At 70.2% G+C, this 13693-nt stretch carries 10 protein-coding genes; 8 read left to right on the plus strand and 2 right to left on the minus strand.

The genetic code is table 11. The features are described from left to right. A partial coding sequence (locus ACFHYQ_RS16145) for an AMP-binding protein (RefSeq protein ID WP_394301972.1) occupies window positions 1-1089 on the plus strand: 1089 nt, incomplete at its 5' end. 38 nt (window positions 1090-1127) lie between these two features. Here the strand turns inward: ACFHYQ_RS16145 and ACFHYQ_RS16150 are convergent. Continuing rightward, complete coding sequence (locus ACFHYQ_RS16150) at window positions 1128-2042, minus strand: arylamine N-acetyltransferase family protein (RefSeq protein WP_394301973.1); 915 nt, start codon at window positions 2040-2042, stop codon at window positions 1128-1130. 221 nt (window positions 2043-2263) lie between these two features. Here ACFHYQ_RS16150 and ACFHYQ_RS16155 point away from each other — a divergent pair, with 221 nt between their 5' ends. The 7 genes from ACFHYQ_RS16155 (at window position 2264) to ACFHYQ_RS16185 (ending at window position 12033) form a co-directional block, all read left to right on the plus strand. Beyond that, complete coding sequence (locus ACFHYQ_RS16155; protein ID WP_394301974.1) at window positions 2264-3514, plus strand: GNAT family N-acetyltransferase; 1251 nt, start codon at window positions 2264-2266, stop codon at window positions 3512-3514. A 61-nt stretch (window positions 3515-3575) separates the two neighbouring features. After that, window positions 3576-5354, plus strand: coding sequence for a non-ribosomal peptide synthetase (locus ACFHYQ_RS16160; protein WP_394301975.1), 1779 nt, complete (start codon window positions 3576-3578; stop codon window positions 5352-5354). A 2-nt stretch (window positions 5355-5356) separates the two neighbouring features. Beyond that, complete coding sequence (locus tag ACFHYQ_RS16165) at window positions 5357-7300, plus strand: B12-binding domain-containing radical SAM protein (RefSeq protein ID WP_394301976.1); 1944 nt, start codon at window positions 5357-5359, stop codon at window positions 7298-7300. Next, on the plus strand, window positions 7300-8439 hold the full coding sequence (locus tag ACFHYQ_RS16170; RefSeq protein WP_394301977.1) for an acyl-CoA dehydrogenase family protein: 1140 nt from the start codon (window positions 7300-7302) through the stop codon (window positions 8437-8439). Before ACFHYQ_RS16165 ends, ACFHYQ_RS16170 begins: the two co-directional genes overlap by 1 nt. Before the next feature lie 35 nt (window positions 8440-8474). After that, a complete protein-coding gene (locus ACFHYQ_RS16175) occupies window positions 8475-9326 on the plus strand; it encodes a thioesterase II family protein (protein WP_394301978.1) in 852 nt (283 codons plus the stop codon). Window positions 9327-9469: 143 nt separating this feature from the next. Continuing rightward, window positions 9470-11065 (plus strand): tyrosine 2,3-aminomutase, encoded by a 1596-nt coding sequence (gene cmdF, locus ACFHYQ_RS16180; RefSeq protein WP_394301979.1) that lies wholly within the window; start codon window positions 9470-9472, stop codon window positions 11063-11065. An 83-nt stretch (window positions 11066-11148) separates the two neighbouring features. Then, window positions 11149-12033 (plus strand): phytanoyl-CoA dioxygenase family protein, encoded by an 885-nt coding sequence (locus tag ACFHYQ_RS16185; RefSeq protein ID WP_394301980.1) that lies wholly within the window; start codon window positions 11149-11151, stop codon window positions 12031-12033. A 73-nt stretch (window positions 12034-12106) separates the two neighbouring features. Here the strand turns inward: ACFHYQ_RS16185 and ACFHYQ_RS16190 are convergent, their stop codons facing one another. After that, a complete protein-coding gene (locus tag ACFHYQ_RS16190) occupies window positions 12107-13678 on the minus strand; it encodes a 4-hydroxyphenylacetate 3-hydroxylase family protein (protein WP_394301981.1) in 1572 nt (523 codons plus the stop codon). Between the last annotated feature and the right edge of the window lie 15 nt (window positions 13679-13693).

The following is a 13693-nucleotide window of genomic DNA, read 5'->3' on the forward strand; positions in this document are numbered from 1 at the left end:
GAGAGCCTGCTCGCGACCGAGCCGGACGTGCTGGCCCCCGCCGCCACCACCCCCGACGACGTCGCGATCTGGCGGTTCACCAGCGGCAGCACCGGCTCGCCGAAGGCATGCGTGCTGCCCGCCCGCGGCACCGCGCTGAGCTTCGACTGGTTCGCCCGCCGCGTGCTGGACATCCGCCCGGACGATGTGGTGCTGCCGGTGCCCAAGCTGTTCTTCGGGTACGCGAACAACATGACGGCGCTGTTCCCGTTCGGCGTCGGCGCCGCCGGGATCGTGTTCCCCGAGCGCAGCACGGCCGACCGGATCTTCGAACTGATCGCCGAGCATCGGCCGACGGTCCTGGTGAACGTGCCGACCATGATGAGCGCCATGATCGCCCATCCGGCCGCCGCCGAGCAGGACCTCAGCTCGATCCGGGTGTGCGTCTCGGCGGGCGAGGCCCTCCCGCCGGAGCTGCACCGCAGGTGGCTGGAGACCTTCGGCGTGGAGGTGATCGACGGGATCGGCTCCTCCGAGGCGTTCCACGGGTATGTGTGCAACCGTCCGGGCCGGGTCCGGATGGGCAGTCTGGGCCAGGCGGTGCCGGGCTACCGGGTGCGGGTGGTCGACCGGAGCGGTGAGCCGCTCCCGGACGGCGAGGTGGGGCTCTTGGAGATCACCGGTGAGACCGTGGCGCTGGAGTACTGGCAGGAGCCGGACAAGTCGGCCGCCGCGTTCGTCGCCGAGCACACCGTGCGCTCGGCGGACCTGTTCAGCCGGGACGCCGACGGCTTCTTCCACTACAAGGGCCGGGCCGACGACCTCCTACGGGTCGGCGGCAGGTGGGTGGCCCCGGCCGAGGTGGAGAACTGCCTGCTGGCGCACCCGAAGGTGGCCGAGTGCGTGGTCGTCGGCTATCAGGCGGGCGGCCTGACGCTCCCCCGTGCGTTCGTGGTCGCGTCCGGCGAGGTCGGCGCCGAGGAGTTGCGGGACTTCGTCAAGGGAAGGCTGGCGCCGTACAAGTACCCGCGGGACATCCGCTTCGTCGACGCCCTGCCGCAGACCGTGAACGGGAAGCTGAACCGCAGGGTGCTGCACGAGGCCCACTGACAGTGAATTCCGGCCACGTGGGCGCCGGCCGGGCAGGGCTACCCGGCGCCCGCCGCGCATCCCCACCGGATCGGTAGGTGCGGCGTCCGCGGCGCGGGCGGCGGCGGCAGCTCGTCGAGTTCGATGCCGAACCAGGTGCGGTAGGCCCGTAGCAGTTCCGCCTCGTCATCGATGACCTGCCGCGTCTGCCGCCCGGCCGCGCGCACGGTCAGCACGTTGCCGCTGAGCGTGACCCGTCCGTCTGCCGTCGGCATCGTGCAGTAGAGATGGGTCAGGTGCGGGGAGTCGTCCGAGTGGCGGTACCACCACCACATGTGGGTGAAGTCGGCGACCGTGCGTGGTCTGGTCTCCAGGCGGTACTGGTGGATCCCGTCGCGCATCAGATCCAGATCGCCGTGCGGCGCCCCGACGAGCTGGAACTCCCCGTGCGGGTCCCGCTGGGGCTCCCGTGAGCCGAAGCGCAGGGGACGCCGCGGGCCGCGGCCGTAGCCCACATCCACCAGCCAGGGCTCGGGGTGGTCCTCGGCCAGCACCCGCAGCAGCATGTGGCCCAGCACGGGGCCGAATTCGCCGTCCTCGGCGATGCGGGCGGCGAGCACGACGACGTCATAGCCGAGCGCGCGCAGCAACTCGGACGCGGCGCCGTTCAGTTCGTAGCAGGTGCCGCCGCGCCGCCGCGTCACGATTTTCTCGATGGCCTGCGCGCCGATGTGGATCGGCCTGCGCAGATGGAAGTCGACGTTCTCGAACGGCACCGACATGACGTGCCGTTCCTGCAGGTCGAACAGCGCGTCGACGGTCGGCCTCGCCGGCCTCGCGGCGCCGATGCGGCGCAGGAAGGCGTCCACGGTCTCATCGTCCAGCCGGGACGCCCGGGAGAGCACGGCTCCGCCGTCGGGCGCCGCCGTCGAGGAGGCCCGCGGGGAAACGGAATCGGTCGGGATCCCCGTCATCGGCATATCGGAATTTCCTCCATTTGTTCGGCCGCCTGAATCAATTCGGTGCACCGCCACCATCACATTTCACCGTCGCCCGTGCTACTTCCGATGTGCGGAGAATTCCACGTCACCGGACGGGCCGCCGCGATCGCAACTGAGGAGATGCGTGCCGGTCCGCCGTGCGGTGAGTATCGACGGTGAATCGCTGGACGATCCGGGAATTCGGAGGCGCTGAAATGACTGGGAACGACCTCGGGGGAAACACGGCGGGCGGGATCGCCATCGAGGTCCCGACACCCGACGATTGGGACGGGATCTACCAGGTGTTCTCGGCGGCCATCAACATCGATGGCGATCCGGAGAGTTCGGCGGCCGAGCGCGAACTGTTCGAGCCCGGCCGTTCCCTGGTGGCGCGGCGGGACGGGCGGATCGTCGGGACCCTGGGGTGCAACACCCGGCAGATCGCGGTGCCCGGAGGGGTGATCGCGGCGGCGCACGGCTGCCGGGGAGCGGTGGCGCCGTCTGCGCGACGGCAGGGCGTGCTGACCCGGATGATGCGACGGCACTTCGAGGACGCGCGGGCACTCGGGGAGGCCATCACGCTGTGCTGGGCGAGCGAGAGCCGGATCTACCACCGGTTCGGGTACGGGCTGGCCGTGCGGCGGCTGGGGCTGAACGTCAACACGCGGGAGGTGACGCTTCCGCCGGGGCCGGACACAGGCCGGATCATCGAGGCCCCGGCGGCGGAGCTGCGCGACGCCCTGGTCAAGGTGTACGACGGGGTCTACGCGCAGCGGCCGGGATGGTCGGAGCGGACCGCCGCGCACTGGGACTACCGCCTGGCCGACCTGATGTCGATGCGGGCGGGCGCCTCCCAGCTGCGGGCCGTCGTGCATGAGGGCGACGGCGGCGTGGACGGATACGCCCTGTGGCGGGTCCGGGGTTCGTGGAACTCGACGGGCCCGACCGGCTCGGTGGAAGTGATCGAGCAGGTGTCGACCGATCCGCAGGCGTACGCCGCGCTGTGGCGGTTCCTGCTCACCGTCGACCTGACCCGGTCGGCTCAGATGTGGTCGTCCTCGGTGGACGAGCCGCTGTTCTACTGGGTGGGCGAGCCGCGGCAGCTGTCGGCGCAGATGTGCGACGGGCTGTGGGTGCGGATCGTCGACGTGCCCAAGGCGCTGGCCGCGCGCCGGTACGCGGCGCCGATCGACATGGTCGTCGAGGTCGTCGACGGCTTCCTGCCCGGCAACGGGGGGCGCTGGCGGCTGTCGGGGTCGCCGGAGGAGGCCGCATGCACGGAGACGAATGACAAGGCGGAGCTGGTCTTCGACGTCCGAGGCCTGGCGGCGGCGTACATGGGCGGCGCGTCGCTGCCGGCGCTGGCGGGCGCGGGCCTGGTCCGCGAGGTGCGGCCCGGCGCGCTGGCCGAGGCCGGGCCGGCGTTCGGCTGGCATCAGACCCCCTACGCCTTCGAGATCTTCTGATCGCGTCGGCGACGCGGTCGGCAAGTCATCCGAAGGCGGGAACCGGAACCTGGAGGCTCAATTGACCGAGGCGACCATGGCGGCGCCCACCACGCAGATCAGCGTTCCCGCCCGCATCGCGTGGTGGGCGCAGGTGCAGCCGCACCAGCCGGCCGTTGTGCACGGCGACAGGGCGTTGACCTATGCGGAACTCTATGATCGTGCCTGCCGGCTGGCCGGAGTGCTGCGAGCGCGCGGGGTGACCCGGGGCACGCTCGTGGCTTTGTCCATGGACCGCTCGCCCGAGCTGGTCACCGCGGCTCTGGCGGTGCTGCTCGCCGGCGGGGTGTACGTGGGGACCGACGTCGACGAGCCGGACGTCAGGCTGGGCGCCATCCTGGCCGACTCCGGCGCGCGCCTGGTGATCACGCGGGCGGACGCGGCGGGCCGGTTCGCCGGTGGCCCGGCGCGGCCGCTCGCGGTGGAAGAGGCGTCGGCGGCGGAACCGGCGTCCGGCGAGATCGCCGAGCCGATGCCGTCGGACGGGTTCTACGTCGTCTACACCTCGGGCTCCACCGGCGTGCCGAAGGGCGTCCTGGTGACCCACGCCGGCGTGTCGAACCTGGTCACCTGGTATCACGAGGCGTTCGAGGTGCGACCGGGTGATCGGATGACGCAGCTGGCCCGCCCGTCCTTCGACGCCTGGGCCCTGGAGGTGTGGCCCTGCCTCTCCGGCGGCGCCACGCTGTGCCTGGTGGACAAGCGGCTGCCCGACTCGCCCGCCGAGTTCGCCCGCTGGCTCGCCGCCCAGCGCGTCACCGTCTGCTTCCTCACCACGGTGCTGGCGGTGGAGATGCTCGACCAGACGTGGGCGGGGTACGGCGGCGCGCTACGGGTGATGCTGACCGGCGGGGAGAAACTGCACCGCCACCCGCCCGAAGGACTCCCCTTCCGGCTCTGCAACCTGTACGGGCCGACCGAGACCACCGTGGTGGCCACGTGGACCGAGGTGCCGCCGCGGGCCTCCACCGAGGAGGCCCCGCCGATCGGCCGGCCGCTCCCGGGCTTGCGGGCCCACATCATGGACTCGCGGCGCCGACCGGTGCCGCCCGGCACGGTCGGCGAACTGTACGTCGGCGGCGTCGGAGTCGCGCAGGGCTACCTGAACCGGCCCGAGCTCACCGCCGAGCGGTTCCTGCCCGACCCGTTCGCGACCGGTGAGGATGCGCGCATGTACGCCACCGGCGACCTGGTGCGCGAACTGCCGGACGGCGCACTCGACTTCGTCGGCCGGGCGGACGACCAGGTGAAGCTGCGCGGCTTCCGGGTCGAACTCGGCGAGGTCGAGTCGGTGCTCAACCGGCTCCCGGGGGTGCGGGAGGCCGTCGTCGTGCTGCACGAGCGCGGGGACCGGCTCGTCGCCTGCGTCGTGCCGGCCGATCCCGCCGATCCGCCGGAGCCGGGTGGGCTGCGCGGCGACCTCGCGTCGCGGTTGCCGGACTACATGGTGCCGCACGTGGTGACACTGCTGGACGCGCTGCCGCTGACCCCGCACGGCAAGGCGGACCGCAAGGCGCTGGCGGCGCGTCCACTGCCCTCGGTCGAGAGCGCCGCGGGCGCCCGGGTCTTCCACACCGAAACCGAGAGCGCGCTGGCCGCGCTGTGGTGCGAGGTGCTCGAGGTCGGCTCGGTGGGGCGTGAGGACGGCTTCTTCGAGCTCGGCGGCGACTCTCTGCTGGCGATGCGGCTGGCGACACGGGCCAGGGAACGGGGGATCCGCCTGAGCGCCGACGATCTCTTCGAGTTCGACGTGCTGCACGAGTTGGCGGCCTTCATCGGCACGACGTCGGCGGAGGGGTGACGATGGCGGCGAGGAAGGTCGTCCTGCTTGAGCTGTCGGTATATCCGAACACCCTGCCGCTGGCCTCGGGCTACCTGCAGGCGTACGCGCAGCGGGAAGCGGGGGTGGCGGGCGTCTACGACTTCGTGATCCACGCTCCCGAGGTCAGGACGCCGGCTCGTGAGGTGGTGGCCGAGCTGGTCGCCACCGAGGCCGACGTCTACGGGCTGAGCTGCTACCTGTGGAACATGCGCCGGATGAAGGAGGTGCTCGACGAGCTGGTCCGGCTCCGCCCCGACGCCCACTTCATCCTCGGCGGCCCTCAGGTGATGAACCACGCCGCGGAGTACGTGCCGCCGTCGTGGGAGAACGTGGTGGTGTGCAACGGCGAGGGCGAGCAGCCGTTCACCGCTTTCCTGCGCGAGACCGCCGCCGGCGACGGCGCGGCGCCGGACCTGCACCGGGTGCCGGGGGTGAGCTTCTGGCTCGACGGCGAGTTGGTGACCACCGACAAGCCCCCGCGGATCAAGGACCTGGATGAGATCCCCTCGCCGTTCGCCGCCGGGATATTCGACCACGGTGAGTACACCTTCGCGGTCGTGGAGACCAACCGCGGCTGTCCGTTCCGCTGCTCGTACTGCTACTGGGGCGCGGCCACCAACGACAAGGTGCACCGCTGGGAACTGGATCGGGTGAAGTCGGATCTGACCTGGATCAGCGAGCACGGCATCGAAAGCATCTTCCTCGCCGACGCCAACTGGGGGGCGCTGCCCCGGGATGTGGAGCTGACCCGGCACCTGGTGGAGTGCAAGGAGCGCAACGGCTACCCGTCGATGATCGCCATCCAGGCCGCGAAGAACCGGCCGGACCGGGTCACCGAGATCACCGAGATCCTCGTCGACGGCGGCATGCTGACCAGCCAGCCGGTGTCGCTGCAGACGACGAGCCCGCAGGTGCTCGACCTCGTGCAGCGGTCCAACATCAAGGAGTCCACATACGTCGAGCTTCAGCTCAAGCTGCGCGACAAGCAGATCAGCTCCTACACCGAGCTGATCTGGCCGCTGCCCGGGGAGACGCTGCAGTCGTTCCGGGAGGGAATCGGAAAGCTGTGCGCCACGGGCGCCGACGCGGTGGTGGCCTACCCGCAGCTGCTCCTGCGGAACACGCCGATGTACGAGCGGCGCGAGTCGCTGGGCATCGTCACCGTGCGGGTGGACGACCCCGTGGCCGAGGCCGACGTGGTGGTCGGGACGAACTGGGTAACGCGGGAGGAATTCGACGCCGGGGTCTGGTTCTACTACGCGGTGATCAGCCTGTACAACGCCCGGGCCGGCTTCTACGTCGGGCGACAACTCGAGCGGTCGGGCCTGTGCTCGTACACCGAATTCCTGACCAGGGCCGCCGACTACTACCGTGGCCGCACCGACACCGAGATCGGCCGGTTCTTCGCCGACTCCGTCGCGACCCTCGGAAACTACGACATTAACAACATCGGCAAGGTGCTGCACTACGTGCTGCACTCGCACCGGGGCGAGATGGACCGGTTGCTGGAGGGGTTCCTGGATGAGCAGGGCTGGCTGTCCGACCCCTCGGTGCGCACGGCCTTCGAGCTGGACCTGATCGCGCGGCCGTACGTCTACCGCGAGGCGGTGGCCGAGCCGTCGGCGGCGCTGACCCGCCTGCGCCTGCTGTCTCGCGAACGCTACCGGTTCGTGGTGGAGCTGCCGCCCGAGGCCGTGCGGCTGCTGTCGTCGTTCGAGAACATTGAGGGCCTGTCCGGCGCCGAGCCCGGTCTCGGCCCGCTCCGGCTGCTGGTCGATCACGTGGGCAGGCGCAAGATGCCCTATCCGCGGCAGCGCAGCCTGGACCACAACGCGGCGTACTGCCAGGCGATGATGAACAGGCTTCGTGACATCCTCCCGTCCTGGACGTTGCTGGTCCCCGACGCGGTGGCCGGGACCCTCTGATGCGACGTGGCCTTTTCAACGAGGAGCACGACGCGTTCCGCGAACTCGTGCGAGCCTTCGTGGACCGGGAGATCCTGCCCCACTACCAGCGGTGGGAGGCCGAGGGCAGGGCCGACCGCGACGTCTGGCGCAGGGCCGGCCGGCACGGCCTGCTCGGGATGGACGTGGACGCCGAGTACGGCGGCGGGGGAGACCCCGACTACCTCCATCATGTGATCGTGGCCGAGGAGATGGCGCGCGCCGGCGTCTACGCCCCGGCGCTGTCGCTGCACAACGAGATCGGCGGGTCGTACCTGCGCGCCCTGACGACCGAGGAGCAGCGCCGTCGCTGGCTGCCCGGGTTCTGTTCCGGAGACCTGGTGACCGCGATCGCGATCACCGAGCCGGACGGCGGCAGCGACGTGCAGCGCCTGCGCACCAGGGCCGAGCGCCGCGGCGACCGGTACGTGCTCAACGGCCGGAAGACGTTCATCTCCAACGGGGCGACGGCCGACATCGTCCTCGTGGTCGCGCGCACCGCGGGCGGGCGGGACGCGCCGGATTTCAGCGTCCTCGTGGTCGATCCCGGCAGTGCCGGCTTCGCGCGAGGACGGGACCTCGACAAGATCGGCATGCGGGCGATGGACACCGTCGAGTTGTCCTTCGACGATGTGGAGGTCCCGGCTGACAACCTCCTCGGCCGGGAGGGCCGGGCGCTGGCGTACATGATGCGCACCCTGCACCGGGAACGCATGATGATCGCCGTGGGGGCGATCGCCGCCGCCGAGCGGATTTTCGAGCAGACCCTGGAGTACTGCCGCGGGCGCGTGGTCTTCGGCCAGTCCGTCGCGCGCCACCAGCACAACCGCTTCCTGATCGCCGAGCTCGCCACCGAACTGGCGGTCGCCAGGTCGTTCACCGACCAGTGCGTGGCCGAGCAGGCCGCGGGCCGGTTGAGCGCCGAGGAGGCGGCCATGGCCAAGTGGTGGAACACCGAGCTGTGCCAGAAGGTGGTGGACCGCTGTCTCCAACTGCACGGAGGGTACGGCGTCATGCGGGAGTTCCCGGTGGCGCGTGCGTTCGTCGACACCCGGGTGCAGACCATCTACGGCGGCACGACGGAGGTCATGAAGGAGATGATCGGCCACTCGCTGATCTGATGAGGGTGGCCCGACGAGCCGGAGCCGAAATGGTCATGCGATCCACCTGGTATCTCGCGTTCGACCCCCGACCGCGGGCGCGTCTTCACCTCTACGGCCTGCCGTTCGCAGGCGGCGGGGCCTCCATGTTCCGCCACTGGTCACGGCACCTGCCACCCTGGATCGAGTTGCGCGCCGTACGCCTGCCCGGACGCCAGGGCCTGCACCGGCGGCCCGCGTTCACCGACTGCGACCGGGCCGTGCGGTGGCTGGCCGACTCCCTGGCCGAGTCGGCGGCTGGGGAGCAGGCCGCCGAGCGGGTGCCGTTCGCGCTGTTCGGGCACAGCATGGGCGCGATGCTGGGCTACCGGCTGACGAGGCTGCTGCGGCACGAGCACGCTCAGCTCCCGGTGCTGCTCGCCGTCGCCTCCTGGCCGGTGCGCGGAGCGGAGGCCGGGATGCCCGACCCGGCGAGCTCCGACGAGCGATTCCTGGCGGAGCTGCGGGCACTGGGCGGGCTGCCTCCGGAGCTGGCGGAGGATCCGGGGCTTCTCGAGATGACCCTGCCGGTCGCGCGGGCCGACTTCCGTCTGTGCCGGTCGTACGCCTATCGTCCGGAGCCACCCCTGCCCGTTCCCGTCGCCGTCTTCGGCGGCACGCACGACCCGGTGGCGCCGCCTGGGAGCCTCGCCGAGTGGCAGGGACACACCGACGATTACCGCGGGCTGCGGCTCTACCCCGGCGGTCATTTCTTCCTGCGCGACCACCTGCCCGCGGTGGCGGCGTCCCTGGCCACCGAACTGGCCGTCGTTCGTGGTGAGGCCGTGATTCATGGTGAGGCCGTGATTCATGGTGAGAAGGCCCAGGCCAGCATGCCGGAAGATGCGCCGGGCCTGGCCGGGACGTGACGATGTCGGAAGTGAGGCCGATTCCGTTCTGGTCCGGCTCCCTCTGCTTCCCCGGCCTGGTGCCAGGCGTGTCGTCAACCAGCCGTCTTGTTCAACCGTTATCCAACTGTGGCGGGGTGAGAGATTTGACTCTGGTCGAAACCGTGACGTCGGTCGACTTCGATGGTGAGACCCTGGACATTCAGGGCGTACGGCGGGTCGCCGAGGACCGGGCCCTGTGCGCGGTCGCTCCTTCCGCGCTGGCCAAGGCCGCGACCAACAGAGCGCAGTTCGAGGACATCGTCCGGCGGGGCATCCCCGTCTACGGGGTGACCACGGGCTACGGCGAAATGATCTACATGTCGGTCGACACCTCCAGAGAGGTCGAGCTGCAAACGAACCTGGTACGCAGCCACAGCGCCGGCGTGGGCCCCATCTTCGCCGAGGACGAGGCGAGGGCCATCGTCACCGCCCGGCTGAACGCCCTCGCCAAGGGATACTCCGCGGTCCGGCCGGAGCTGCTGGAACGCCTCGCCCTGTACCTGAACCTGGGGGTCACACCGGCCATCCCCGAGATCGGTTCGCTGGGGGCCAGCGGCGACCTCGCCCCGCTGGCGCACCTGGCGGCCACGGTGATCGGCGAGGGCTACGTCCTGCGAGAAGGCCGGCGGGTCAGGACCGGGCCGGTCCTGCGTGAGCTGGGCATCCAGCCGCTTGAACTGCGGTTCAAGGAGGGCCTCGCCCTGATCAACGGCACCTCCGCCATGACGGGGCTCGGTTGCCTCATCGTTGGGCGCGCCCTTGAACAGGTGCGGCAGGCGGAGATCGTCACCGGGTTGATCTGCGAGGTCATGCGGAGCTCCACCAGCCCGTTCGCCGCCGACGGCCACGACGTGGCCCGGCCGCACCGGGGACAGATCGACACCGCCGCGAACATGCGGGCGCTGCTTCAGGGTAGCGGGCTGGCCATGGAGCACGCCGAGCTGCGGCAGGCGTTCGACTCGTCGAACGGCGACAAGCCGGACTCCGGTGTGCACCGCACCGACGTGTACCTCCAGAAGGCGTACACCCTGCGGGCGATCCCGCAGGTCGTCGGGGCCGTCCGGGACACCGCCCGGCACGCGGTGACGACGCTGGAGATCGAGCTCAACTCGTCGAACGACAATCCCCTGGTCTTCGAGGGCAAGGAGGTGTTCCACGGCGCCAACTTCCACGGGCAGCCGGTCGCCTTCGCGATGGACTATCTCACCATCGCGCTGACCCAGCTCGGCGTCTTCTCGGAGCGCCGGACCAACCGGCTGCTGAACCGGCATCTCAGCAACGGCCTGCCGGAGTTCCTGGTCGCCGGCGAGCCCGGACTGCACAGCGGGTTCGCCGGCGCGCAGTACCCGGCGACGGCGCTCGTCGCGGAGAACCGGACGATCGGCCCGGCCAGCACGCAGAGCGTCCCGTCGAACGGCGACAACCAGGACGTGGTCAGCATGGGACTCATCGCCACACGTAACGCGCGCCGGGTCCTGGAGAACAACCACAAGATCCTCGCTGTGGAGTTCCTCGCCGCGGCGCAGGCGGTGGACCTGTCGGGCAGGTACGACAGGCTGAGCCCGGCCGGCCGGGCGACCCATGACATGGTCCGCTCCCTGGTGCCGACGCTCGACCAAGACCGCTACATGGCCGACGACATCGAGTTGATCGCGGCCGCCCTGTCCCGGGGCGAGTTCGCCGAGGCCGTCAGGCGCGTCGGCGTCGAACTGCGCTAGTGCCGGAAGGGGCGCCAGGGACACGGCCTGGCAGGCATCCCAGACGAACGTTCGCAGCAATCGACCGCGGAGAAAGGTGATCCATGATGGCCCGCCTGATCAGGGTGAAACCGGACGCCGACCTCGAAGAGGTTGTGGAGATCTTGGAGCGGGACGGGGCCGTGATCGTCGAGGACTTCGTCGACGAGCAGACCCTGGCCGGGCTGTGGGCCGATCTCGGCCCCTGGTTGGAGACCGGCTCCTTCAGCGACAACTGGTACGACGGATTGCGCACCACGCGGGTTTCCTCGCTGTTCGCCCGCACCACGCGCCTGACCCCGGTGGTCACGCAGCCGCTGTACCTGGGGGCGGCCAGAGCCATCATGCAGAAGCCCCGGACGATGTGGATCGGGCGATCCCGTCAGGAGGTCACGCCGAGCATCCAGATCAGCGCGACGCAGCTGGTCCAGATCCACTCCGGCCAGGGCAAGCAGCCGCTGCACCGCGACGACGCCCTGCACCTGACCACACATCCGGGCCAGACCACCCGGGTGCAGCTCATGCTCGCGATGAGCGAGTTCACCGCGGAGAACGGCGGCACGCTCGTGATCCCGGGGAGCCACCACTGGGACGACGAGCGCGCACCCGATCCCGCCGGGGCCATCCCCACCGTGATGGCCCCGGGATCGGGGCTCATCTGGCTGGGCGGCGTCTACCACGGCGGCGGCCGCAACACCTCCGGCAGCCCGCGCACCGGCATGACCATCGCCTTCGACCTGGGCAACCTGCGCCAGGAGGAGAACCAGTACCTCGCGATACCGAAGGAGAGCGTGCTCGCCTACCCCGAGGAGGTGCGGCGCCTCCTGGGGTACGACCGCTGCCCGCCGGGCCTGGGCTGGGTGGAGATGAACGACCCAGGCATCGTCCTGCGGCCCGAGGAGGACAGGATCGCGGCGGGCCTGCCGGAGGAGCCGGCGCACATCGGCTGATCAGCGCGCACCCCCATGGAAAGACGGACGCGCCGCCGGGTTCTCGACCCGGCGGCGCGTCCGCGTTGTCGGCTCAGAGGTTCCCGAACTGCCGCAGCTCCTCGAACGAGGACAGGTCCGGCACCGTCCAGCCGTCCAGGTCGTACTCGCTGAGGCACTCGTCGACGAACGCCTTGTAGCCGTCGAGCTGGCCGCCGGCGATCTGGGCCGACAGCAGCTCGACCCGCGTGTTCTCGTGGTTGCCGGCGTAGTTGCGTTCGTACAGCTCGTGCCGCCCGCCGAACTCGGTCCCGACGGCGTCCCACAGCAGCTTCATGACCTTGATCCGTTGGGTCGCGTCGATGCCGTTGGAGCCCCGGAGGTATTTGTCCAGATAAGGCCGGATGTCGGGGTTCTTGAAGTCCTCGGCGCTGGAGTTGACGTAGATGAGGCCGCTGGCGATGTCCTGCTGGATGATCTCCTTGACCCGAGGGTAACCGACCTGCATGAACCACCGGTAGGCCAGGCCGTACTGCGGGTTGGGCAGCACCGCGCCGTCGACCCACGGGACCGGGTTGCGCGCGGCCGCGTCGGAGAGACCCCAGAACAGGTTCCGCCAGGCCAGCACCTCGCCGATGCGGCTCTGCACGCCCCGGAAGTCCTTGGTGCCGGTGATCTCCACCGCTTTGGCGAGCAGTCCGGCGATGAACTCGAGTTTCACCGCCAGCCGGGTGCAGCCGTGGAAGGTGAAGCGCTCCGGGAAACCGGAGCGGCCGGTGAACAGCTGGACCTTGCCGAGGTGGCCGTAGATGAACACGTTCTCCCACGGGATGAGCACCTTGTCCAGAACGAGGATGGTGTCGTTCTCGTCCAGGCGCGAGGAGAGCGGATAGTCGAAGGGACTGCCCATCACGGCCGCGGTGGCCGTGTAGGACGGGCGGCAGATCAGCTTCAGCCCCGGTGCGCCCATCGGCACCGTCGCCACCAGCGCGAACTTCTTGTCCTTGATGGGCAGGCCGTAGTGCGCGATGAAGTTGTAGTGGGTGAGCGCGGAGCCGGTCGCGACGACCTTGGCGCCGCTCACCACGAGGCCGGCGTCCGTCTCCTTCTCCACGTGGACGAAGACGTCGGCGACCTCGTCCGGCGGCCGGTTGCGGTCGACGGGCGGGTGCACGATCGCGTGGTTCCAGAACAGGACCTTCTCCTGCGACTCGCGATACCAGCGCCGGGCGTTGTCGGAGAACGGCTCGTAGAAGTCGGCGTTGGCGCCGAGCGTGCCGAGAAAGGCGGCCTTGTAGTCGGGGCTGCGCCCCATCCATCCGTAGCTCATCCGCGCCCACTCCGCGATCGCCCGCTGGTTGGCGACGAGGTCCTCCGCGCTGCGCGGGGTGGTGAAGAAGCTGTGCGTGCGGCCATCGCTTCCGGTGTCGGTGGGCGCGGTGAGGGCGTCCCGCCGCGCGGGGTCGTGTAGCGCGTCGTACAGCCGCGCCGTCATACGGATGGGATTGTGGAACGCGGGGTGCGAGGTGACGTCCCTGACGCGGTCGCCGTACAGGAAGATCTCGCGATCGTCGCGCAGGCTCTCGATGTACTCGGCGCCGGTCAGGGGACGAGTTCGCGGACGTGGGAACTCCGGGGTGGGCGTGCTGTCCAGAAGGTCCGTCATGGGCCTTCTCCCTTC

Origin of the sequence: Sphaerimonospora cavernae, from assembly GCF_042435035.1 — a bacterium.
Lineage (GTDB): Bacteria > Actinomycetota > Actinomycetes > Streptosporangiales > Streptosporangiaceae > Sphaerimonospora > Sphaerimonospora cavernae.

Excerpts from the sequence above, each read along its gene's own strand:
- ACFHYQ_RS16150 (WP_394301973.1), bottom strand. The coding sequence starts at position 2,042 with ATGACGGGGATCCCGACCGATTCCGTTTCCCCGCGGGCCTCCTCGACG.
- ACFHYQ_RS16185 (WP_394301980.1), top strand. The coding sequence starts at position 11,149 with ATGATGGCCCGCCTGATCAGGGTGAAACCGGACGCCGACCTCGAAGAG.
- ACFHYQ_RS16175 (WP_394301978.1), top strand. The coding sequence starts at position 8,475 with ATGCGATCCACCTGGTATCTCGCGTTCGACCCCCGACCGCGGGCGCGT.
- ACFHYQ_RS16155 (WP_394301974.1), top strand. The coding sequence starts at position 2,264 with ATGACTGGGAACGACCTCGGGGGAAACACGGCGGGCGGGATCGCCATC.
- ACFHYQ_RS16190 (WP_394301981.1), bottom strand. The coding sequence starts at position 13,678 with ATGACGGACCTTCTGGACAGCACGCCCACCCCGGAGTTCCCACGTCCG.
- ACFHYQ_RS16165 (WP_394301976.1), top strand. The coding sequence starts at position 5,357 with ATGGCGGCGAGGAAGGTCGTCCTGCTTGAGCTGTCGGTATATCCGAAC.
- ACFHYQ_RS16170 (WP_394301977.1), top strand. The coding sequence starts at position 7,300 with ATGCGACGTGGCCTTTTCAACGAGGAGCACGACGCGTTCCGCGAACTC.